The 22,273-nt window shown below is 48.5% G+C and carries 20 protein-coding genes and 1 riboswitch; of the genes, 11 read left to right on the forward strand and 9 right to left on the reverse strand.

Annotated features, from left to right (window positions below):
* Positions 1-99 precede the first annotated feature (99 nt).
* The 3 genes from AC3WTF_RS07555 to AC3WTF_RS07565 are packed head-to-tail and all read right to left on the reverse strand — an operon-like array spanning position 100 to position 2,969.
* Positions 100-903, reverse strand: coding sequence for an ABC transporter ATP-binding protein (locus AC3WTF_RS07555; RefSeq protein ID WP_007613715.1), 804 nt, complete (start codon positions 901-903; stop codon positions 100-102).
* A gap of 18 nt (positions 904-921) precedes the next feature.
* The gene (locus tag AC3WTF_RS07560; RefSeq protein WP_020956329.1) at positions 922-1,932 is read right to left on the reverse strand and encodes a FecCD family ABC transporter permease; all 1,011 of its coding nucleotides are present in this window, start codon (positions 1,930-1,932) and stop codon (positions 922-924) included.
* Positions 1,932-2,969 carry a FecCD family ABC transporter permease gene (locus AC3WTF_RS07565; protein WP_031378357.1) on the reverse strand — a complete coding sequence of 346 codons (1,038 nt, stop codon included), beginning with the start codon at positions 2,967-2,969 and terminating at the stop codon, positions 1,932-1,934. Before AC3WTF_RS07565 ends, AC3WTF_RS07560 begins: the two co-directional genes overlap by 1 nt.
* A gap of 247 nt (positions 2,970-3,216) precedes the next feature.
* On the opposite strand from AC3WTF_RS07565, the gene AC3WTF_RS07570 reads away from it, so the two are divergent.
* A complete protein-coding gene (locus AC3WTF_RS07570; protein ID WP_012118425.1) occupies positions 3,217-4,155 on the forward strand; it encodes an iron-hydroxamate ABC transporter substrate-binding protein in 939 nt (312 codons plus the stop codon).
* A 174-nt stretch (positions 4,156-4,329) separates the two neighbouring features.
* Here AC3WTF_RS07570 and AC3WTF_RS07575 read toward each other — a convergent pair whose 3' ends face one another.
* The gene (locus tag AC3WTF_RS07575; RefSeq protein ID WP_014418866.1) at positions 4,330-5,742 is read right to left on the reverse strand and encodes an amino acid permease; all 1,413 of its coding nucleotides are present in this window, start codon (positions 5,740-5,742) and stop codon (positions 4,330-4,332) included.
* A gap of 108 nt (positions 5,743-5,850) precedes the next feature.
* A riboswitch (Lysine riboswitch) is annotated at positions 5,851-6,032 on the reverse strand.
* Between the two features lie 122 nt (positions 6,033-6,154).
* Entirely contained in the window at positions 6,155-6,295 is a 141-nt protein-coding gene (gene sspJ / locus AC3WTF_RS07580) for a small acid-soluble spore protein SspJ (protein ID WP_007410034.1), read from the reverse strand.
* Positions 6,296-6,478: 183 nt separating this feature from the next.
* Between sspJ and AC3WTF_RS07585 the strand changes: the two genes are divergently transcribed.
* A complete protein-coding gene (locus tag AC3WTF_RS07585; RefSeq protein ID WP_007410033.1) occupies positions 6,479-6,961 on the forward strand; it encodes a metal-dependent hydrolase in 483 nt (160 codons plus the stop codon).
* 41 nt (positions 6,962-7,002) lie between these two features.
* Positions 7,003-8,859, forward strand: a complete 1,857-nt coding sequence (locus AC3WTF_RS07590) for an LTA synthase family protein (RefSeq protein ID WP_007410032.1) — start codon at positions 7,003-7,005, stop codon at positions 8,857-8,859.
* Positions 8,860-8,889: 30 nt separating this feature from the next.
* Here AC3WTF_RS07590 and AC3WTF_RS07595 read toward each other — a convergent pair whose 3' ends face one another.
* Positions 8,890-9,816 carry a substrate-binding domain-containing protein gene (locus AC3WTF_RS07595; protein ID WP_042635480.1) on the reverse strand — a complete coding sequence of 309 codons (927 nt, stop codon included), beginning with the start codon at positions 9,814-9,816 and terminating at the stop codon, positions 8,890-8,892.
* A 117-nt stretch (positions 9,817-9,933) separates the two neighbouring features.
* Here AC3WTF_RS07595 and modA point away from each other — a divergent pair, with 117 nt between their 5' ends.
* The 7 genes from modA (at position 9,934) to AC3WTF_RS07630 (ending at position 16,566) form a co-directional block, all read left to right on the forward strand.
* Positions 9,934-10,731 (forward strand): molybdate ABC transporter substrate-binding protein, encoded by a 798-nt coding sequence (gene modA / locus AC3WTF_RS07600; protein WP_007410030.1) that lies wholly within the window; start codon positions 9,934-9,936, stop codon positions 10,729-10,731.
* Entirely contained in the window at positions 10,712-11,395 is a 684-nt protein-coding gene (gene modB, locus AC3WTF_RS07605; protein ID WP_020956333.1) for a molybdate ABC transporter permease subunit, read from the forward strand. Before modA ends, modB begins: the two co-directional genes overlap by 20 nt.
* Before the next feature lie 94 nt (positions 11,396-11,489).
* A complete protein-coding gene (locus tag AC3WTF_RS07610) occupies positions 11,490-12,137 on the forward strand; it encodes a response regulator transcription factor (protein WP_007410028.1) in 648 nt (215 codons plus the stop codon).
* 5 nt (positions 12,138-12,142) lie between these two features.
* On the forward strand, positions 12,143-13,246 hold the full coding sequence (locus AC3WTF_RS07615) for a sensor histidine kinase (RefSeq protein WP_047936429.1): 1,104 nt from the start codon (positions 12,143-12,145) through the stop codon (positions 13,244-13,246).
* A gap of 119 nt (positions 13,247-13,365) precedes the next feature.
* Positions 13,366-14,301 (forward strand): ABC transporter ATP-binding protein, encoded by a 936-nt coding sequence (locus AC3WTF_RS07620; protein WP_020956334.1) that lies wholly within the window; start codon positions 13,366-13,368, stop codon positions 14,299-14,301.
* Positions 14,302-14,324: 23 nt separating this feature from the next.
* On the forward strand, positions 14,325-15,419 hold the full coding sequence (locus tag AC3WTF_RS07625; RefSeq protein WP_277507289.1) for an ABC transporter permease: 1,095 nt from the start codon (positions 14,325-14,327) through the stop codon (positions 15,417-15,419).
* 1 nt (position 15,420) lies between these two features.
* Complete coding sequence (locus tag AC3WTF_RS07630; protein ID WP_129003602.1) at positions 15,421-16,566, forward strand: ABC transporter permease; 1,146 nt, start codon at positions 15,421-15,423, stop codon at positions 16,564-16,566.
* A 32-nt stretch (positions 16,567-16,598) separates the two neighbouring features.
* On the opposite strand, the gene AC3WTF_RS07635 is transcribed toward AC3WTF_RS07630, so the two are convergent.
* The gene (locus tag AC3WTF_RS07635) at positions 16,599-17,429 is read right to left on the reverse strand and encodes an aldo/keto reductase (RefSeq protein WP_007410023.1); all 831 of its coding nucleotides are present in this window, start codon (positions 17,427-17,429) and stop codon (positions 16,599-16,601) included.
* 221 nt (positions 17,430-17,650) lie between these two features.
* Between AC3WTF_RS07635 and AC3WTF_RS07640 the strand changes: the two genes are divergently transcribed.
* On the forward strand, positions 17,651-18,136 hold the full coding sequence (locus tag AC3WTF_RS07640; RefSeq protein WP_129003598.1) for a stress protein: 486 nt from the start codon (positions 17,651-17,653) through the stop codon (positions 18,134-18,136).
* A 39-nt stretch (positions 18,137-18,175) separates the two neighbouring features.
* On the opposite strand, the gene AC3WTF_RS07645 is transcribed toward AC3WTF_RS07640, so the two are convergent.
* Positions 18,176-20,191 carry a Na+/H+ antiporter gene (locus AC3WTF_RS07645; protein WP_129003596.1) on the reverse strand — a complete coding sequence of 672 codons (2,016 nt, stop codon included), beginning with the start codon at positions 20,189-20,191 and terminating at the stop codon, positions 18,176-18,178.
* A gap of 348 nt (positions 20,192-20,539) precedes the next feature.
* Positions 20,540-22,255 (reverse strand): assimilatory sulfite reductase (NADPH) hemoprotein subunit, encoded by a 1,716-nt coding sequence (gene cysI, locus AC3WTF_RS07650; protein WP_003151735.1) that lies wholly within the window; start codon positions 22,253-22,255, stop codon positions 20,540-20,542.
* Between the last annotated feature and the right edge of the window lie 18 nt (positions 22,256-22,273).

Here is a 22,273-nt window from a genome sequence, read left to right on the forward strand (position 1 = left end):
CAGCCGCCGGTCACATACCGACAGCTGGCTGCTTAAAGGTGTTTTGATCCCTGTCTCAAAAACGGGGGTCAGTCCCGAATGGCTCTGCGTTTTTTTTCATCATACCGTTGCGTTTTCATGCCGGATTAAATCGTAGGTTAAGCAGACCGGTTTGTTCGTGCGCGGATCTTTTACAATCTGTGCGTCAATTTGGAAAACGTCTTCCAATATGCCGGGAGTCATGACTTCCTCCGCCGTTCCTTCCTTGATGACGCGCCCTTTTTTCAGGGCGATCATGTAATGGGAAAAACGGGCGGCATGGTTCAGATCATGAATGACCATTAAAATGGTGCGGCCCTGCTCCTTGTTTAATTTGTCCAGCAGCTGCAAAATTTCAAGCTGATGGGCGAGATCTAAATAAGTGGTCGGCTCATCAAGAAGCAGCAGCTCCGTTTCTTGAGCGAGCGCCATGGCGATCCACACACGCTGCCGCTGCCCCCCGGAAAGCGCTTCGATCGGCCGGTCGTAAAATTCGGCCATCCCCGTCTCTTCCAGCGCCCATTTGATCATGTCACGGTCTTTATCACTCAAACGGCCCATTCCGGACTGATGCGGAAACCTGCCGTAAGAAACAAGTTCGTACACCGTCAGCCCGCTCGGCGCTTCAGGCGTCTGCGGAAGAATTGCCATTTCCTTGGCGATGTCCTTCGTGGATTTTTGCATGATCGCCTGTCCGTTTAAATAGACGGCGCCGGATTTCGGTTTCATGATTCTTGACATCGTTTTGAGAACCGTCGATTTTCCGCAGCCGTTCGGACCGATCAGCGTTGTAATTTTTCCTTTCGGGATGGCGATATCCAATTCTTTCGCTATCAAACGGTCGCCATAACCGACAGTAAGCTGTTCCGCCGATAATGAGTTCATCGCGGCAGTCTCCTTCCTCTATTTCGTTTTCATCAGCAAATATACAAAATACGGCGCTCCGAGCACGGAAATCACCAGGCCGACGGGAACTTCCGACGGTGCAAGCACATTTCTCGCCAGCGTATCGGCAAGCAGAAATAAAAATGCTCCGATTAAAGCCGAAACCGGGATTAGCGTCTGGTGGCGCGGTCCGGTAAGCCTTCTGGCCAAATGCGGCGCAATGAGTCCGAGAAAAGCGATTCCGCCGGCTGCCGCAACACATGACGCGGTCAGGGCAACGGCGCACATCAGCAGAACGCGCCGCTCCTTTTCAACCCGGGTGCCAAGCCCCGCCGCCAGCTGATCACCGAGCTGGAGCACATTTAAATACCTGGCTTTATAGAGGCTGAACGGTAAAAGAACCAGCAGCCACGGCAAAATGGACAGCACCATTTTCCAATTGGCGTTCCAAATCGAACCGGAAATCCATACAAGCGCCTGCATGAAATCCCGCGGGTCCATTTTCAGCTGAAAAATCAAGAGAAGCGCATTAAACCCCGCATTGACGCCGATCCCGACCAAAACGAGCCGGACAGGTGAAACGCCTTTTTTCCAAGCCAGCACATAGATGAGCAGCGCAGCCAGAAAAGCCCCCGCCAAAGCGCTCACCGGAAGCAGCCATGTACCGGCCATGCTTAAATCAACAGCTGATCCTTGGAAAAAGAAGATAAACAGAACGACCGCCAAAGACGCCCCGGCGTTAATACCGAGAATGCCCGGCTCCGCCAAGTCATTTTGAGACACGCTTTGAAAAATCGCGCCTGAAACCGCGATTCCGGCGCCGACCAGCAATGACAGCACCATGCGCGGCAGTCTGAATTCAAATAAAACGAGCTGATCCCGGGCATCCCCTTGTCCGAAAAAGACACGTAGCGTATCAAGAGGCGCAATCCGGATCACGCCCATGTTTAAGCTGATAAAAAAGACGATGCATATGAGCAAAAACGTAACGGCCATGACCGCCAGCGGTTTTTTCGATTTTACATTCATTACAGCCCTCTCCTTTCCCTGCGCGCCAAATAAAAGAAAAAGGGAACGCCGATAAGGGCGGTTAAAGCGCCGACCGGTGTTTCAAACGGCGCATTGACGAGTCTTGCGGCAATATCACTGAAGACTAACAGAACGGCGCCGAATACCGCCGAACAGGGAATGATCCACCTGTAATCTACCCCGACTAAAAATCGGGTGATATGCGGAATCACCAAGCCGATAAAAGAAATGGCTCCGGCGACTGAGACTGAAGCCCCCGTCAAGAGGACAACGACAAACATTCCGATTACTTTCACAAGCGATGTGTACTGCCCGAGCCCTTTGGCCAGCTCCTCACCCAAGCTCAGCACCGTCACTGAGCGCGCAATCAGAAATGCCAGCAAAAGTCCGATAACCCCGACCGCCAACAGCAGCTGCACGCCTTCCCATTTCACGGAAGCAACTCCTCCGGCATACCAGAACTTCACATCCTGGGCGACATCAAAACGGATCGCAATCGCGCTTGAAAGCCCCGTTAAGAAATAGCCGACTGCCGTACCGGCCAGCGCGAGCTTCACCGGTGTCAGACCGCCTTTAGAAAACAGGCCGATGCCAAACACAATAAGCGCTCCGATTCCCGCTCCCGCGAAGGACCACAAAACAAGTCCCGCCGCAGACAGGCCCGGAAAAAAAGCAAACGCCAATGCGATCGCAAATCCTGACCCCGACGTCACGCCCATAATGGAAGGCTCAGCAAGCGGGTTCCGCGTCAGCCCCTGCATAATCGCCCCGGACACAGCTAAAAAAGCCCCGACGAGCGCGGCGGCGGCGGTTCTCGGCAGCCTCAGATCGCGTATGATTTGATGAGATGTATTTTGCGGCTGAAAGTGAAAGAGAGCATCCCACACCGTCCGCAGATGAATATCGGCAGCTCCGATGGAAACAGACAGGGCCGCGCCGATCAATAAAACCGCAATCCCGGCACACAGCAGCACAGCCGCTCTGAATGAACGCGCCGTCCACTGGATTTCACTCCCTGATGCCCCTAGAGCCGTCATTGTCTGTTTCTTTTTCAATAGACCCAACACTCGTTCTTCCTTTCTCAAAACAAGAATGGTAATGATAATGATTATCAATGACTTGTTTCAGTATAGCACTTTTATCTTCTCTTTTAATAGACCTAATTTCATATAAAAAAAGAAAGTTTTTCTTAAAAAAGAGCGTGCTTCTCTATGAAAGCAGTGATATAATCACACTGATAATGATTCTCTTTATCACTAATACTCATGAAAGAAGGAATGTCAGATGTTCCATACATACAAGAAAATCGGCGCAGCGCTGATTGCCATGCTGCTCATCGCCGCTTTGGCCGCATGCGGCAATTCTTCAGACACGAAAGGTTCTTCTGAAAAAGAAGAAACCATCACGTATAAAGCCGAAAACGGCAATATTAAAATTCCGAAGCACCCGAAACGGGTCGTCGTCATGGCTGACGGCTACTACGGCGACTTTAAACAGCTCGGCATCAATGTTGTCGGCGCGCCGCAAAACGTATTTAAAAACCCTTATTACAAAGGGAAAACAAAAGGTGTGACAAACATCGGCGACGGCACGTCCGTTGAAAAAATCATTGACTTAAAGCCGGATTTAATCGTTGTCTGGACGACACAAGGCGCCGATATTGAAAAACTGGAAAAAATCGCGCCGACCATCGCCATTAAATATGACAAGCTCAGCAACATTGATCAATTCAAAGAGTTTGCGAAAATGACAGGCACTGAAGATAAAGCAGACAAATGGCTGGCTGAATGGGACAAGAAAACCGCTGCCGCTAAAACAAAGGTTCAAAAAGCGGTCGGCTCAAAAACCATCTCCATCATGCAGACAAACGGAAAAGACATCTATGTATTCGGTAAAGACTTCGGCCGCGGCGGAAGCATCATTTATGACAAACTCGGGCTGAAGGCCACAAAACTGACGCAGGAAAAAGCCATTAATCAAGGACCGGGCTACGCCAGCATTTCACTCGAGAAACTGCCTGACTTCGCGGGAGACTACATCTTTATGGGGCCATGGCAGGCCGGCGGTGACGACAAAGGCGTGCTTGACAGCTCAATCTGGAAGAACCTCGATGCCGTCAAACAAAACCATGTCTACCGCATTGATCCGATCGGCTTCTATTTCTCAGACCCGATCTCACTTGAAGGCCAGCTTGACTACATCACAAAAAGCTTAACGAAGTAATCCCGAAGCCGCTGTCACAGCGGCTTTTTATTACGCTTTACACTTGACCGTTTTTTCAGCGGACGCACTGACCATTTAACCGCATTCGAGACCATTCATTATATACACGCCGTCAAAACGTAACCCGCCGCCGCAAATAAAAAAGACATCTCACAGACGTGAGATGTCTTTTTGTCATACCGATTGTCTGTTGTTTGCAAATTTCTTTGAGACGAAAGGATATAACAGCAAACCGACGAAGAACAGCCCGATACCGAGAATAAAGGTCGTTAAATCGGCCGTTCCGGTAATAATGACATAAAAAGAATAAATGCAGGCAAGGATGGCGATGATACCGTCTCTTACTCTTGAACCCTTTATCTCGTCATACGTTTCACCCGTAAAAATGAGCTTCAGGCTGTAAAACGCTGACACGAGATACGGAATCAGATAAGCGAGCGTCGCCGCCGTCGTTAAAAACGTAAACGCGTCACTGATCGTCCGGGAAATAACCGAAAAGATAAAGATCTGTGACATCACGTTCGTTACGATTAACGACACAACCGGGCTTCCCTGTTTATTCGTTTTTGCAAAAGCAGCGGGAAAGTCTCCTGATTTCGCCGCTTGATACGGAACTTCAGAGCCGAGAAGAATCCAGCCGAGCATCGTTCCGAACAGACACAAAATCGCCAGAATCGCCATGATGACGCTTCCCGCATTGCCGACGATCGCGTACAATACGTCAACAAACGGTTTTTCCGAGCCGACAAGCTTACCATGCGGAAGCACGCCCATCGTAATCAATGTTACGATGATATAGATGCTGAGCGCGATCAATAATCCGGTAATGGTGGCGCGTTTCACGTCGCGCTGCGAACGGGCGCGCCCGGATAAGATGACTGCCGATTCAATTCCGACGAACGCCCATAATGTTGAAATCGCCGCATTGTGGATCTGTCCGCCGATTCCCTCAACTGTGTGAGGACCTGTTTGAACCGGAAAATAAAAATGATCGAAAAACGACGTTTGAAACACAAATAAACCTGCAATGATAAAGAAGATAAATCCTAATACTTTTGAAAACGTCGTGACAAAATTTAATTTACTCGCACCGTTAATGCTGGTGACGAGAATCGTGTGAGTGCCCCATAATAAAACCGTACATACGGCAAACGTCAGCAGCTGGCCGAGCGTAACCGCCTGACCGCCGATCGAAAACATTTCACGCTTATCCGTTAAAATCGGGAAAAATGATGTTAAATATCCGGCAAGGCTCGTGATGATCGCCACGTTGCTGATCCAGCTCGCCACCCAGTAGCCCCAGACCATCGTGAAGCCCGCTGCATTCCCTTTTTTCCGATCGCTGAACAGCGCACGCGCATAGCTTTGCGGCCCCGCCGTCAGCTCAGGCTTGCGGATGGATAAGTGGCCGAAGACCAGCGCGATCATTAACACACCGGCTCCCGTTAAAAGCCATGCCGATGTGGCGCCGAACGGGCTCGCGATTTTTGCGAGCGTACTCGGAAGCGAAAAGATGCCCGAGCCTACCATATTTCCTACGACAAACGCCGTTAATAACCAAAAACCCCATTTTTTCGTCTGTTCCATTCCTGTACCTCCTGGTTGTTCATTCGTACGGACCAGACCCCGAGACCATATTTACACGCAAAAAAAGCCTGAACAAAAGTCCATGCTTAAAGAAACACACACCCTTGATCTCCGGATAGCCCTCCGCGAAAAAGCACGCGGCAGTCCTGCACTTATTCAGATACAGTCCCAGCATAAAGAAGGATCGGCTTTCTTTACACTTCGGCGCTGATGCCTTTAACACATGTTTTGCGGCCCCCTATCAGCCTGGCATGTGCGACTCATCATCAAGCGCAACCTCTACCTCACCGAGAAAGAGTGAGGATTTTTATCATTCAATTCTACTCAGAGGTTATCAGAGATAAAAAGATCTGTCAAAGGGAAAAATTAGATGGAAAACGGATAGAGCGTTCGCCCTACCCGTCTTATATGGTCAGCGGTTGTTTTTTTTCTTTTGAACAGCTTCTTGAAGCGGATCGTCTTTCAGAGCTGCACCGGCGTCTTCAAGCGCGCCTTGAATGACGTTTTTGTTTTTATCGCTGTTTTTTCCTTTTTCTTTGTTAAAGAAAGCCATCTGTATCACCTCTTTATCAAATATAGGTACACCTATAATGTGTCTTTTTCCGCGGCAGAATATGCGGAATCCGCGTCTCCTTCCTTTTGGCGGAACAGGTAAAGTTTGTTGATCAAACATGCATTCTCTTGATATATTTGTAATTCAGGGGATTTTGGCAAAAATAAAAAGGAGAAGCGAAAAATGACAGGAAAAACACACATCATGGGAGGCATCGCTTCTTGTTCCGCAATTGCGTATTATTACGGGTATGATCCGGTCCTTATGACCTCAGCGGGTGCCCTCGGGGCGCTGATTCCCGACATATGCCATACGAAAAGCAAAATCGGCAGGACGCTGCCCGTTCTGTCCAAAATCGTAAGCACGGTGTTCGGCCACAGAACGTTTACACACAGCCTGCTGTTTATGCTTATTATGTTTTTCATTACGGCAACCTATATTCCGAATCCGAGCATTTCCGCCGGACTGATGATCGGAATGGCGAGCCATCTTGTGCTTGACGCATGGACCGTCAACGGCATTAAACTGCTGTTTCCGTCCGCCATCCGCTTCCGTCTTCCCCTTTATATGAGAACGGGGAGTTTTTCGGAGCAGCTTGTGCTGGCCGGCTTAACGATTGTATCCTGCTATTATTTATACGAACTGGTTCACAGCCGCATCTCTTAAACAAAAAGCATCTTTCGCTTTTAGGGTGAGGAGTCATACATATGAAGAAAACCTTTTTCAGCAATCATCGGTTTTTATGCCTGTCCATCCTGTTCATGTGGATGAAAACCTATGCCGTTTATAAGCTCGGTTTTGATCTGCAGAACAATTCGGTTCTTGAGGAATGTCTGCTTCTCATTAATCCGCTGAGCTTCATTGTGCCGCTGTTCGGCATCGCCCTGCTGCTGACAGAAAAAAAACAGCGGATCTTTCTGCTTTCGGCAAATGTGATGCTGACGGGAATTTTAATCGCGAATACGGTGTTTTACGGGTTTTATATTGATTTTATCACCATACCAGTTTTGTTTCAGGCGAGCAATATGGGTGATATGGGAAGCAGCGTCCAAGAGCTGTTTCACCCGCTTTATATCGCTTTATTTTTGGATATTGCGGTTTTGTTTTATCTTGGTAAAAGGCATAAAGCTGGTAAAGGTAAAGCCAGCACCCGTACCGTTAAAGCGTATGCGTGGGCATCAGCCGGCCTCATGCTGTGCAACCTTGCGCTGTCTGAGGCTGAGCAGCCGAAGCTGTTCAAGCACCCTTTTGATCGTGAAGCGCTCGTAAAAGGAATCGGCCTGTTCCACTTTCATTTGTATGACACCATTTCGCAGACGCTGAATGCAGGGGCTAAAGCGTTTGCCGACGAAGACAGCCTTGCGGCGGTCGCGAATTACACTCAAGCCGACTACAGCAGGCCGTCCGAATCAAAGTTCGGGCTCGCAAAGGGGCGCAATGTGATTTTTGTTACGCTCGAATCAACACAGCGTTTTGTAATGGATGAGCGGGTCAACGGGCGGGAGATTACCCCGTTTTTAAATAAACTGCGGAAAAAAAGTTATGACTTCACTCATTTTTATCAGCAGACTGAACAGGGAAAAACCTCAGATTCAGAATTCATTACTGCGAATTCGCTGTATCCGTCTTCAAGCGGCGCCGTTTTTTTCACAAAAAGCGGCCACCGGTTCAATACGATGTACCATATGTTAAAAGACCGTCAATACTATTCAGCCGTTCTGCATGCCAATCATAAGGCCTTTTGGAACCGGGATGAGATGTACGGGGCATTCGGAATCGACCGTTTTTTCGACGCGGATGAATTTAAGGTGACACAGGAAAATTCAACAGGCTGGGGCCTGAAGGATAAGGAATTTCTCGAACAGTCAGCGGAAAAATTAAAGAAGCTTCCGCAGCCGTTTTACGCGAGCCTGCTGACTTTGACCAACCATTTTCCTTTTGAAATTGATAAACAGGATCAGCTCATTGAGGAACCGGACACAAGCAGCGAGTTATTAAACCGCTACGTGACGACGGTCCGCTATGAAGATGAGGCCCTGAAACACTTTTTCAAGAAGCTGAAAAAAGAAGGACTGTATGACAACGCGATGATCGTCCTGATGGGAGATCATTACGGTATATCCGAAGCCCATAATCAAGGACTTGCCGAATTCTTAGGGAAAGAGGAAATCACTCCGTTTGATACGGTTCAGCTTCAGCGCGTGCCGTTTATCATTCATATTCCCGGGGTGACCGACCGTGAGCCGGAAACGATTGCTTCCGCCGCGGGACAGGTTGATGTAAGGCCGACGCTGCTTCACCTGCTCGGCATTGAAACGAAAGGCAGCATTCAGTTCGGCAATGATCTGTTTTCCGGAGAGCGGACCCCGTTTGCGGTGCTGAGAAACGGCAGCTTTATCACGGATGATCATATTTATACGAAAAATACGTGTTACAGCCGTAAAACGGGTGAACCGCTTTCTGACATGAGCGCGTGCAGCGATGAGAAAGAAAAAGCGGAACAAGAGCTGATGCTTTCCGATAAAATATTAAACGGCGACCTGCTGCGGTTTTATAAGCAATAAAAAAATCCCTCCGTTATATGGAGGGATTTTTCATGTTTCATATATAAGCCGTCCGGTCATTTTCGTATCATATCCGGATAATTGAGAAAGCTGAGACTTGAATTCCTCAGAATTAAGAATGTCCTGCACGCTTTGAACAAGCTCCCGGTTTTGTTTTAAGACGACCACATCGTACTGCTCACTGATCACCGGGATAAAGTCCGTGCCCGCCATATGCGCCGCATGCTGCGACCCGACTCCGATATCCGCCTTTCCGCTTGATACTTGTGAAGCCGCTGACAGATGATCCGTGACAATGTCATGATAGCCGACGACATCAGACGGCGTAATGCCGAAAGATCTGAGCTGTTCATCCAGCAGCACCCTCGCGCCTGATCCTTTTTCGCGATTGACGATGCGGACATCTTTTCGGCTCATGTCCTGAAAACCCTGAATGTTCAGCGGATTACCTTTTTTCACATATAATCCGGCCTGCCGAAGCACGACATGAAAAAGCGCAAACGGCTCCCCTGAAAGAATGCGCTTCACGTACGGGATGTTATACTGCCCCGTCTCCCCATCGTATAAATGCAGACTGACGATGTCACAGGCCCCGCGGTACATCTCGATCAGGCTGTTCAAACTGCCGCTGTACTTGCGGAGCGGAGCCGCCTGTATTGTTTGTTCCAGCTGTTTGCTGAGGAGGTCCATCGACACATCCTGCCCGCTGATGATAACGGACTGCCTTTTTTCCGACTCCCGCCCGCGGGACGGGTCAGGCGCTTCTGCTGCGGATGGCTTTTTTGACATTCTCATGTTTGCTTTATATTGTTTTAAGTCCTCTTCATCGACCCTCATCTGTCTTCCGACCCTGTACGCCGGAATGAGTCCTTTTTTTATCAAATCATATACTGTCAGTTTGGAGACCTTCAAAAGGCCCGCAACTTCTTCTATTGTATAGGAAGTGGCTTCTGTCATATTATCACGCTCCGTTTTTATTATAACTGTTCAGATATTGAAAAAAAACCGCACCATCACGTTCAATTGCGTTATAATTAGTTTGATCTAATGATATTTAGCTATAAGGGGTGCACAATGTTGAAAAAGAAAGCGACACTACTCACAACTGCGGCTATGGCCGTTTTCCTGGCAACTGCGGGCTGCTCATCCGGACAATCGTCCAAAGGCGGACAAAACGAAAAAGTCACGCTGACCGTTTCTGCGGCAGCCAGCGCTCAGGATGCACTTGAAGAAATCCAGACCAACTACGAAAAATCACATTCAAACGTAACCATTCAAGACAACTTCGGATCATCAGGCACATTGCAAAAACAAATTTCACAAGGCGCGGGAGCTGATTTATTCTTCTCGGCAGCCGAAGATAAATTCGAAAAGCTCGTTCATGACGGAGATATCGACAAAAAGGACAGCACGGATCTTTTGAAAAATGATCTCGTCATGATCGTACCTGAGAAAAACAGCGCACACCTGACACATCTGAATGACCTGAAAAAAGACAGCGCGGAAAAAATCGCGCTCGGCACGCCTGAATCCGTTCCGGCCGGACAATACGCCAAACAGTCATTGACGGCATTATCCCTGTGGGACAAGGTAAAAGATAAAGTCGTCTATGCAAAAGACGTTCGCCAGGTGCTTTCTTATGTTGAAACCGGAAATGTCGATGCCGGGCTTGTCTATAAAACAGACGCGCTGATTTCGAAAAAGGTGAAAATCACCGATGAAGCGCCGGCGAAAACGCACGATCAGATCGTTTATCCGCTCGGCATCGTCAAGGATACAAAGCACCGTAAAGAAGCAGAAGCGTTTTATCAGTATCTGCAGTCAGATAAAGCGATGAAAGTGTTTAAGAAATATGGATTTACTGCCAAGTAACATTACGGCTTCGGAGTTTTTCACTCCCGTCGTACTGTCGTTTCAGGTGGCTTTGACATCAGGCATCGCCGTCATCATTCTCGGGACGCTTGCCGGCGCCTGGATGGCGAAAGCGCGATTTCCCGGAAAAACGGCTGTGGAGACCCTGTTTATGCTCCCGCTCGTTCTTCCGCCTACCGTTGTCGGCTTCATTCTCATTATTATTTTCGGGAAACACAGCTTTATCGGCCGGGCGATTGAGCGGATTTTTCACCAGCCCGTCATTTTCACGTGGTCGGCCGCGGTGATCGCTTCGGCCATTGTCGCCTTCCCGCTTATGTATCAGTCCGCTAAAACGGGCTTCGCCGCGGTTGATGCCGACATTGAGGGAGCGGCGAAAGTAGACGGAGCCGGCAGGTGGCAGGTGTTCACCCGTATTTCCGTCCCGCTTGCCTTTCCCTCCCTCTTGACCGGAAGCATTCTCAGTATTGCAAGGGCGCTAGGTGAATTCGGGGCGACTTTAATGTTTGCGGGAAATATTCCCGGCGTCACCCAAACGCTGCCGACAGCGATTTACGTCGCGATGGACTCCGGCAATGAAACACTCGCCTGGGTGTGGGTGATCTGTATTGTGATCATTTCTTTCCTGATGCTGTTTTTCATTCAATTGAAAAAACCCGCTTGACCGATCCGCCTTCCGCGCACCTTTCGCCGGAAGGCTTTTTGATTTAAAATCGGATGGTATATAATGAAACAAAAAACACACAAAGGGTGCGGCCATGAAGATTAATGTCATTATCGCGGATGATAATTCTTTCATCAGAGAAGGAATGAAAATCATTTTGCATACATATGAGGAATTTACTGTATCGGCAACGTTGGAAAACGGACTCGAGGCGGCAGAGTATTGTAAACACAATCCCGTCGATATCGCCTTGCTGGACGTCCGCATGCCGGTGATGAACGGTGTCGAAGCCGCAAAACGGATCGCGGAGGAAACGGATACGAAGCCGATGATCCTGACGACATTTGACGACGATGAGTATATTTTAGAAGCGATTAAAAACGGCGCGAAAGGATATTTATTAAAAAACACCGAACCGGAACGGATACGCGATGCGATCAAAAGCGTTTTCAACGGACACAGCATTCTTCAGGACACCGTGCTGGATAAAATAAAAGACAGCCTTTTCCGGCCGGCGGAAGCCGCGCATCAGATTGATGAAAGCCAGTTTACTGAAAGAGAGCTCAGCATCATGTCGCTTATTGCGAAAGGACTGTCGAACAGGGAAATTTCAAAACAGCTTTTCATTTCTGAAGGGACGACGGCCAATTATATTTCATCTATTTTAGGGAAAACGGGGCTTGAGCACAGAACGCAGATCGCGATTTATTATATCACCGGGAAGGTGGATAACGGGCGTTGAACGGTATGGATTTTTGGATGCTGATGAGCAGACTGATCGCCATTTTTTATACGGCTTTTTTGTTCGTATCGGCAGACCGCCCTTACACGCCGTACGCCGTCTTGTTTCTGCTCGCTTATCTGTCTTTGGGCATTGCGGTCTGCATGATCAGGCCGCCCGCTTGGAGGCGCGGGATCACCCTGCTTTCGCTTGCATTGACTGCCTGGCTTTCCGCCTTAGGCCATCCGGCGTTTCTATTTCTTTTGCCGCCCGCCATTTTTGCCGTTCTTGCCGAATATCCGGTTCACCGCTATGTGTTCTGCCTGCTCGTGTTTTTGCCGTTTTTATTTATCCCGTACGGCGACCTTCCGACTTATATCGTCATGACCTTGTTCTGCTTGGCGATATTCGTTTTGGCCGCCCGGTCCAGCGACCGGCTGAAAAAATATGAAGAGCAGTCAGACAATATGCGCTCAAGCATTGAAAAACTGACGAAACAGCTGCACAGCAGCACGGAATATATCAAACAATCGGAGTATACCGGCAAACTCGAAGAAAGAAACAGATTGTCCCAAGCCATCCATGACAAAATCGGCCATTCCATGACAGGCGCGCTCATTCAGATGGAAGCGGCGAAGCGGATGCTCGGCTCCCATCCGGACAAAGCGGCTGAACTGCTCCAAAACGCCATTACCATTTCCAAAGAGGGCATTGAGGATATCCGCATAACGCTGAAAAATATGAAACCGCCCGCTGAACAAATGGGCATTCACAGATTAAGAACGTTTATTGATGAATTTTCGGCCAAAAACGGGATGCCGGTTCCGTTTACGCATCAAGGCGATTTGGACAGGCTGACGCAAATGCATTGGAGAGTCATTCAGGAAAACGTAACCGAAGCCTTGACCAATGCAATGAAATACGCCGATGCCACGCAGATTTTCATTGATATCCATGTGCTGAATAAAGCCGTGAAAGCGGAAGTGAAAGATAACGGAAACGGCGCCGTCCGCTTTAAAAAAGGCCTCGGCATGCTCGGTATGGAAGAACGGGCAGCCGTCCTGCACGGAACCGTTATTTTTGACGGCACGGCCGGTTTTTCCGTCACGACATTGCTTCCGGTTGAATAAGTGAATGTTTTCATGTGAAAAATATGAAGATTCTCATGTCAAAGGAATGAACAGCTGCACTAACGGCCGTTCATTCTTTTTTTTATAATAAGAGCATCATAAGACATAGAGGTGGAAACATGAACATTTTGGAGCTCAAACAGCTGAGTAAGAAATTCGGTGATTATGCCGCCGTTGACCAGATGTCGCTTGCCGTAAAAGAAGGTGAGATTTTCGGGTTTCTCGGCGCAAACGGAGCCGGAAAAAGCACGACGATCAATATGATCTCAGGCCTTTTAAAACCTTCAGGCGGAGACATTCTGTTTCTCGGAAAAGATATTTTCAAATATAGCAAAGCAACGAAAATGAATATCGGCATCGTCCCTCAGGACCTCGCGATTTACGAAGAATTAAACGCCTATGAAAATGTGAAGTTCTTCGCCGGGCTGTACGGCCTGAGAGGGGCGGCTCTGAAAGAACGGGTCGAGGAGGCCCTGACATTCGTCGGCTTGAGCGATAAACACAAATATTTGCCGAAGCATTTTTCCGGCGGAATGAAACGCCGGCTCAATATCGCCTGCGCCCTTGCCCACCGGCCGAAACTGATCATCATGGATGAACCGACGGTCGGCATTGACCCGCAATCAAGAAATTATATTCTGCAATCAGTGAAAAAGCTGAATGAAATGGGCTGCACGATCATCTACACGAGCCACTACATGGAGGAAGTGGAAGAAATATGCACACGCATCGCCATCATCGACCACGGAAAGGTCATCGCAGAAGGCACAAAAGAACAGCTGACCTCCATCATTACCGACACGAAGGACGTCGTGATTGAGCTGTCATCCGGAAACGGCATCAGCCTCGGCGATATTCAGGAGCTGCCCGGCGTCAGAGCCGCCACACTGGAAGAAAACAGCGTAAAAATCAGCTCTGACACAGGGGTCAACAATTTAAACCGCCTGATCCGGTACTTCATGGACAAAGGAATTGAAATCCGCTCCTTGCAGGAACAGGCCCCTGACTTAGAAACGGTATTTCTCACGCTGACAGGCAGAAGCCTGCGCGACTGACCTCACTGAAAGGAGGATTGCAAATGAATATTCTGCACATCGCCGGGAAAGAAATCAAAATCAGCTTCCGCGACAGACGGACTTTTATTTTCATGCTTGCTTTTCCGATCGTCTTCATGCTGATTTTTACTGCGGCATTATCAAACGCCTTTGATTCAGAGGTGACGGTCGGGAACATCGAGGTCGTATATACGGACCAGTCAAACGGCCCTCTTTCTCATGATTTTACTGAGTTTATGAAAGCCGCAAAAAAAGAGCATGTCTATTTTCAAAAAGCGGCCACGGAGGCAAAAGGCAAAAACGAGGTTAGAGAAAATCAGGCGGATGCTTTCGTCACTGTTAAAAACACCGGTTTTCAAGTCTTTACAAATGACCGGAGCGGCATAAACGGCACGATCGTCCAAGGCATGCTGACCGCTTTTACCAATCAATACAAAGCAGGCGCCGCCGCTTACAAGGCGCATAAGGCGCCTTCCGCCGGACAAATCAAAAGCGATTATATGAAGCAGACGTCTTTACACAAAGCGAAAGAACCGAAAGCGAAAGATTTTTATGCGATATCCATGACGACGATGATCGGGCTGTACGCCTCGATTTTTGCAAGCACCTTATTCCGCGGGGAAAGAATACGGCACACCGCAGATCGCCTGATCGCCGCCCCGCTCCGGAAAAGCGATATCTTTCTCGGAAAGATGCTCGGCATTTTGGCTGTGAATGTTCTGACGATTCTTGCCGTTGTCGCCTTCAGCAAATTTATCTTAAAAGCGAATTGGGGCAGCCACATGGGACTTGTGCTTTTGATTCTCGTTTCTGAAATTCTTTTGGCCGTCAGCTTCGGGCTCAGCCTGAGCTATTTGACCAGAAAACCCGAAAGCGCCAGATTAATCACCGTCATCATCGTTCAGGTGATGTCCATTATCGGCGGCGCCTATTACAAATATGAAGGCGGAGGAATTTCCGCTCTGTCGCCCTTATCCTGGATCAATAAGGCGATTAACAACATCATTTACGCAAATGATGTATCAGCGGCATGGCCTGCACTCGGTTTAAATACAGCATTAGCGGCACTCTTTTTGCTGATCGCCGCATTTACGTTTCAAAGACGGGAGGGACTGTAATATGAAAAACTTCTGGTGGCTGTTTGCACACACTCTCAAAGGGATTACAAAAAGCAAAAAACAGCTCATTCTTTATATCGGGGCTCCGCTGATCGGCGTCTTCCTCTCCTTCATGACCAATGCCAACGGCGGAGCCGAAACGCTCAATATCGGCATTCTCAATCAAGACGGCGGAGAAGTGGCACAGGATACGGCCGCGTTTTTAAAAGGACTGGATCATGTGAGGATTTCAGAGGAAACGGCTGCGTCCGCCACATCCAAGATCGCTTCAGGAAAAATGGAGGCGCTCATCACGTTTGAAAAAGGCTTCTCCCAAAGCGTAAAAGACGGGAAACCGTCTCACATCGGCATGACCTCGCTGAAAGGCGCCCAGGTCACCGGATATGTCAGCTCTTATTTGTACAATTATATGAACAGCGTCGCCTCAATCGGCAAATCCTCCGGCGGAGACGCAAAGGCCTTTCAGGAGATGTACGCCGATTTCAAGCATTCTCCCATTCAAACGGAGTCCGCTGTTTTACAAGATACATCGAACCATAAAGAAATGACTTACTCAGTCATCGGGTATCTCATTATCATTATGCTCTATTCCGCCGGCAACCTGACGGAACTAATGATTAAAGAGAGAGAAAACAGGACATACTACAGGCTTCTGTCAACGCCGATCACATCAAAGCAGTATGTATTGGCGAACGCGGCGGTGAATATCATTATCATGGCCGTCCAAATTCTATTCGCCGTTCTCTTTATGGGCGCCGCTTTTCATATTCATCCGTCATTCCCGCTGTGGCAGCTGTTCGTCCTGATGATGCTGTTTGCATTAAGCGCGATCGGGGTCGCCTTTATTGCCGTCGGTTTTTCCAACAGCAGCGCTTCGGCATCGGCGCTTTTGAATTTGATCGTCGTGCCGACATGCTTGCTGGCCGGCTGCTTCTTTCCGGGCAATATTATGCCGAAAACGGTGCAGACAATCGCCGAATTTCTGCCTCAGCGCTGGGTGCTCGATACGGTGGATCAATTGCAGCAAGGCCGCACGTTCCAAAGCCTGATGCTGAACATCATCATTTTGGGAGCCTTTGCCGCCGCCCTGTTATTAATAGCCGCATACAGGTTCAGCGTAAAACGTCAGACACAGACATTTATGTAAAGAAAAACAGCCCCGTAAAGGGCTGTTTTTTCTTAGAACAGAAGCTCGTCCGGATTCGGGCCGACACGCTCGTCTTTGTTCAATGCGCTGATCTTTTCCATTTCTTCCTGTGACAGTTCGAAATCAAAAATATCGGCATTTTCTATGATGCGGTGCTCTTTAATCGATTTCGGAATGGTAACGACTTCGTTTTGAAGATCCCAGCGCAAAATCACTTGAGCAACCGATTTGTTATGTTTTTCCGCAATTTGTGACAGCACTTCGTTATCGAGAAGCTGTCCCTGCATCAATGGAGACCATGCTTCCACTTGAATGCCCTGCGCTTTGCAGAAATCTCTTACTTCTTTTTGAGTCAGGCGCGGGTGGAATTCAATCTGGTTGACCATCGGCTTGATTTCAGCATCTTTCAGCAGTTCTTCTAAATGATGCACTTGGAAGTTGCTGACGCCGATTGCGCGGATTTTGCCGTCTTTGTACAGCTTTTCAAGAGCGCGCCATGTGTCTTTATATTTATCCTTGCCCGGCCAGTGAATCAGGTAAAGGTCGAGGTAATCAAGGCCGAGGCGCTCAAGGCTTTTCTCAAACGCGTCAAGTGTCGTTTCGTATCCTTGATCTTCATTCCACACTTTTGACGTGATGAACAGCTCTTCTCTTGCAACGCCCGCAGCTCTGATGCCTTCGCCGACACCCTCTTCATTTTTGTAAATAGCCGCCGTATCAATGCTGCGGTAGCCGTTTCTGATTGCCGCTTCGACGGAGTCCGCCGCTACGCTTCCGTTTTCCACCTTGAAGACGCCAAGGCCGAACCACGGCATTTCAACGCCATTATGAAGCTTTACAGTATCTTTTAAGCTTTTTGCCACGTTGAACCATCCTTTCTAGTCATTATGTAAACGGTTATTATTATCTCACATTTCCGCCGTAAGAAACCAATTATACGCTCATCGTCATCACAAAAACCATCTTTAGTGCCCAAGCACCACTACCGTTATTATTTTCCTATTTTTCAAAAATCATGGTTAACTGGATAACTGTCCGGGTAAATCGCTACTGTAGCCACCACACAATTGAAGGAGGAAATCATATGAAACGTATGCGTATTCCGATGTCCGTTGCCCTTGGCGCCGCTTTGTCTCTGACTCCTCTGTCCTTTGTATCCGCAAAAGAAACCCCGGTCCTTCAAAACATGGCACAGCAATCATCAGATGTCTCAGCAAAAGATGTCGGATTAAACATTGACGTTGACCTGCTCGGCATCGGCAATTCGATTGCTGACGCGATTAAGTCGGCGCAAAACCGTGACGGCTTCGTCAAAAACTTAATGGAATCTTCATTCTACGCTTCCGGACAAAAATATAACGTCATGGTGTTTAATTTAAGCCAGGAATATGAAGATCATTTTAACGGTGTTCAGTTTTACGGTTCCGCCGTTTATGACGGCATCACGTACGGCATTTGGGTGTTTGAAGACGGAAGCTTCACCAATAAAGGTGATGGCGGCTGGATCAACTGGGCCTTCAGAGGCTGGTTTGACCGCGACGGCAATTCAGTTGAATTCCATCGGCCGTAATATGCAAAAAAAGCCGGCGCCTTGTGCGCCGGACTTTTTTTATTCTCCTCCGTCAAGCATGGCCGCTTCCACATCATTGATGTATTGGCGAAGCTCATGTGACATATCGCGGGAAATTTCCCGCTCTTCGAATAATGTTTGGATTTCATTGCGGATGGCCTGCACGGCCCGCAGTTTGATTTCGAGTTTTTGATTTTCAAAACGGCGGCTCGGATTCTGTTCGTGATACGAGTGCCCCAGCCTGAAAATCAGGTGATTGTAAAAGGAAATGACGGCAAGCGTCACATCTTTATTTTCTTCGGTCATGTGTTTTTTCAGGCTTTCAATGGCCGCTTTTGCCGTTTTAACCCTTGTGGCGCGGATGAGGCCTTCTTCATTTAAAATCGTCATTTCCGGCTTTTTATGTTCACCGAAAAAGATCCAGTACATCAGGCGTTTCAGCTTTTTCTTAGATAAGCCGACTTTAAACGGATTCGTATACAGCACTTCCAGTTCATCAAACCGTTCCTGAAGGCTGTCAGCCGTTTCTTCCGGTATGTCGCCCCGCTCAATCAGCCGCAGCAATTCTTCCTGTTCAGCCTGTATCCCTTGGGCGCGGACTTTCCGCTCATCTTTTTTCGTGCGGTTTTTGACGGTGAACTGCTGAAATCTGAGATTTTTCATTTTCTCATTGTATTCGGCAATGACCGCAAAAGAAGCCGTTTTGTTTGTCTCATTCATATTTTCTTTAATGGCGGTTAAGGCAGCTTTTATCAGCTTCCGTCTCGCTGTCAGCAATTTGACTTTCTTCTCTTTCACATTATCTTCGGGCTTATCTGTCAAAATCGGCAGTACGATTGTCGCCAGCACCAATGTGCACATAATAACACCCGCGGCTAAAAAGAGAATCAAATTCCGTTCAGGAAACGGTGAGCCGTCAGAGAGCACGTAAGGAATGGAAAAGGAACCCGCAAGCGTGACCGCTCCCCTGACGCCTGAAACCGAAATCAGCAGGGTCGAGCGCAGGCCGGGTTTATAAATGCTCTGATCCTTGTTAAAAAACCACTTGCCGTTCCAAAAAAACAGCACCCACAAAAACCTGAGAATCATTAACGTCAGCGTAATGACGATAATGTACCCGATGACCATCATATTGTTAAACGCGGTATCATTAAATATGACAGAAACCACATCCGGTATTTGCGCCCCTAAAATAACGAAAACAAGACCGTTCAGAATGAACAAAATAATATTCCACGTACTTGAAGAGACGATTTGCAGTTTGACCATCGTTGATTCAAGACGGTCCTGCTCCACCGCATGCGTGATGCCGCCGGCCACAACAGCTAAAATGCCGGAAACGCCGATTTCTTCAGCCGCGAGATAGATGACGAACGGCGTCAGAATTTGAATCAGCATATGCATCGTGACATCCTGCATGCCGAGGCGGCGCAAAAACAGCCGGAAACGGATAATCAAAAAAGAAATGACGACACCGCTGAGTAAACCGCCGGCTGAAATCAGAACGAAACTGAAGGCGGCCTGCGCCAGCGAAAATGCGCCCGTCACGGCAGCCGCAATCGCAAATTTAAAAGCGACCAGGCCGGATGCGTCATTCATCAGTCCTTCTCCTTCAAGGAGACGCAGAATGCCTTTTGGCATCTTCACTCGCCCTGACAGCGCGCTGACCGCGACAACGTCAGTCGGTGACAGTATCGCCGCCAGCCCGAACGCGGCAGCCAGCGGGATGCTCGGAATCATCCAATGAATCGTGTAACCGCCGACAATCACCGTGGCAAACACGAGCCCGAGCGCAAGCAGCAGAATCGGCGCTCTTAAATTCCAAAGTTCCGCACGCGGCGTCCGTTTTCCATCGTTAAAAAGCAGCGGAGCGATAAACAAAACAAAAAACAATTCGGTATTCAGTTCAAAATGAAGCCCCTGCGGAAATGACGCCGCAATGATACCGAGCGCCACCTGAATCAGAGGCACTGGGATAAAGGGGACAAACCGATTTACGATATTTGAGATCGCGATGATGGTTAAAAGTACGAGTACGACTAAAAATATGTCCAAAGCATGACCTCCTTCATCTGCTGCATCATATCATTATTGCCTGTTCTCTGCCTTTGCCAAAGGCCGGAGCCGATGATCGGGCAGATTCAATATATTTTCCGCACGCAACCATTCTTCTTTTATTTTACCCGTTTTTATTTAAAATTTCTCATAACGTGCTCACGGCGAACTTTTTTTGCCTTCAGCTACATTTTTTCTAGAAAAAGAAAAAGCCTGTTTTCTCTGAAAACAGGCTTTTTCGCAAGCTGCGTCATCTGTTTCATGACGCGGTGCAGCGTTTATGCTGCTTAGTAAAGGATAGAGAACGCACCGTCAGTGTGTCTCTATCCTTGGTTTTAAGTGCTCATCTTATTCGTGAAAATTCGTGCCGTCTGTCGTCGCTTTAATGATGCCGGCGCGGATGACGAAATCGCCGAAGTGTTCGCCTTCCTCACGCTCTTTCGCGTAGCGCGGGAGAATGGTGCGAAGCTCATTCAGAATTTCCTCTTCACCGATATTTTCCCGGTACATTTTGCTCAAACGGCTGCCGTCAAACGCCGCTCCTAAATACATATTATATTTTCCGGGTGCCTTTCCGATAAATCCGATTTCGCCGAGCGCATGGCGGGCGCAGCCATTCGGGCATCCGGTCATACGGATGGTGATTTCTTCATCCCGCAGCCCGTTTTCGTCAACAATGTCTTCAATCTTATCAATCAATTTCGGCAGATAGCGCTCGGCTTCGGCCATGGCGAGCCCGCATGTCGGAAGCGCGACGCAAGCCATTGAACTGCGGCGGAGGGCGGAATGCTGCCGGCCGTCTGTCAGACCGTATTGTTCGATTAATGCGCTGATTTGTTTCTTTTTCTGGCTCGAGACATTGCCGATAATCAGGTTTTGATTAGAGGTGAGACGGAAATCTCCCGTATGGACTTTGGCGATTTCACGTAATCCCGTCATCAGCTTATAATTCTCATAGTCCGTGACGCGGCCGCCTTCGATAAACATCGTAAAGTGCCATTTACCTTTTACACCCTTCACCCATCCGTAACGGTCGCCGTTATGGTCAAAATGATAAGGTTTCGCTTCATCCAGCTGCCAGCCGAGGCGGTTTTCCAGCTCGGCTTTTACGTTTTCCAGCCCGAGACGGTCAACGGTGTACTTGAATCTGGCATTCTTTCTGACGGAACGGTTTCCGTAATCGCGCTGAATCGTAATGGTTTTTTCCGCTACATCATACAGCTGCTCCGGTTTGCAGAAGCCGATGACTTTTGAAAGCTGCGGATAAGTGGCCGTATCGCCGTGCGTCATTCCCATACCGCCGCCGATTGCAACGTTGAATCCGATAAGACGGCCTTCCTCCACGATGGCAATGAAGCCGAGATCTTGAGAAAAGACATCGATATCATTGGACGGAGGCACGGCGATTCCGATTTTGAATTTCCGCGGCAGGTACAGCGGCCCGTACATCGGTTCCGTTTCCGTGTCAGGAGTGCCCGCTACACGTTCCTCATCAAGCCAGATTTCATGATAGGCTCTCGTGCGCGGAAGAAGGTCATCGCTCAATTTCTTCGACCATTCGTATACTTCCGCATGAATTTCAGACTGGTGCGGATTTGAAGCGCACATGACGTTTCGGTTGACATCTCCGCAGGCCGCAATGGTATCAAGCAGCGCCGCATTGATTTTCTGAATCGTTTTTTTCATGTTCCATTTTAAAATTCCGTGCATTTGGAACGTTTCACGCGTTGTCAGCTTCAATGTATTGTTTCCGTATTTTTGCGCCAGTTCATCCATGACAAGCCATTGTTCCGGAGTTGACACGCCGCCTGGCATCCGAACGCGCAGCATGAACTGATAAGCCGGTTCAAGCTTTTGTTTTTGACGTTCATTACGGAGATCGCGGTCATCCTGCAAGTAGCTTCCGTGATGCTTCATCAGCCGGTTGTCATCGTCCGGGATGCCGGCTGAAATCCGGTCGAGCATGACTTCTTTCAATGTGCCGCGCAAATAATCACTTTTTTCTTTAATTTCCTCAACATCACTTGGAGGGCCTTCCGGCGCTTTTAAAATGTTGTTCACCATGCTGAATATGCTCCTTTC

Source organism: Bacillus sp. EB106-06-01-XG163 (genome assembly GCF_058791615.1).

Excerpts from the sequence above, each read along its gene's own strand:
- AC3WTF_RS07620 (WP_020956334.1), top strand. The coding sequence starts at position 13,366 with ATGAACATTTTGGAGCTCAAACAGCTGAGTAAGAAATTCGGTGATTAT.
- modA (WP_007410030.1), top strand. The coding sequence starts at position 9,934 with ATGTTGAAAAAGAAAGCGACACTACTCACAACTGCGGCTATGGCCGTT.
- AC3WTF_RS07575 (WP_014418866.1), bottom strand. The coding sequence starts at position 5,742 with ATGGAACAGACGAAAAAATGGGGTTTTTGGTTATTAACGGCGTTTGTC.
- AC3WTF_RS07610 (WP_007410028.1), top strand. The coding sequence starts at position 11,490 with ATGAAGATTAATGTCATTATCGCGGATGATAATTCTTTCATCAGAGAA.
- AC3WTF_RS07570 (WP_012118425.1), top strand. The coding sequence starts at position 3,217 with ATGTTCCATACATACAAGAAAATCGGCGCAGCGCTGATTGCCATGCTG.
- AC3WTF_RS07625 (WP_277507289.1), top strand. The coding sequence starts at position 14,325 with ATGAATATTCTGCACATCGCCGGGAAAGAAATCAAAATCAGCTTCCGC.
- cysI (WP_003151735.1), bottom strand. The coding sequence starts at position 22,255 with ATGGTGAACAACATTTTAAAAGCGCCGGAAGGCCCTCCAAGTGATGTT.
- AC3WTF_RS07585 (WP_007410033.1), top strand. The coding sequence starts at position 6,479 with ATGACAGGAAAAACACACATCATGGGAGGCATCGCTTCTTGTTCCGCA.
- AC3WTF_RS07615 (WP_047936429.1), top strand. The coding sequence starts at position 12,143 with ATGGATTTTTGGATGCTGATGAGCAGACTGATCGCCATTTTTTATACG.
- AC3WTF_RS07630 (WP_129003602.1), top strand. The coding sequence starts at position 15,421 with ATGAAAAACTTCTGGTGGCTGTTTGCACACACTCTCAAAGGGATTACA.
- AC3WTF_RS07590 (WP_007410032.1), top strand. The coding sequence starts at position 7,003 with ATGAAGAAAACCTTTTTCAGCAATCATCGGTTTTTATGCCTGTCCATC.
- AC3WTF_RS07565 (WP_031378357.1), bottom strand. The coding sequence starts at position 2,969 with ATGACGGCTCTAGGGGCATCAGGGAGTGAAATCCAGTGGACGGCGCGT.
- AC3WTF_RS07595 (WP_042635480.1), bottom strand. The coding sequence starts at position 9,816 with ATGACAGAAGCCACTTCCTATACAATAGAAGAAGTTGCGGGCCTTTTG.
- modB (WP_020956333.1), top strand. The coding sequence starts at position 10,712 with ATGGATTTACTGCCAAGTAACATTACGGCTTCGGAGTTTTTCACTCCC.
- AC3WTF_RS07640 (WP_129003598.1), top strand. The coding sequence starts at position 17,651 with ATGAAACGTATGCGTATTCCGATGTCCGTTGCCCTTGGCGCCGCTTTG.
- sspJ (WP_007410034.1), bottom strand. The coding sequence starts at position 6,295 with ATGGCTTTCTTTAACAAAGAAAAAGGAAAAAACAGCGATAAAAACAAA.
- AC3WTF_RS07555 (WP_007613715.1), bottom strand. The coding sequence starts at position 903 with ATGAACTCATTATCGGCGGAACAGCTTACTGTCGGTTATGGCGACCGT.
- AC3WTF_RS07560 (WP_020956329.1), bottom strand. The coding sequence starts at position 1,932 with ATGAATGTAAAATCGAAAAAACCGCTGGCGGTCATGGCCGTTACGTTT.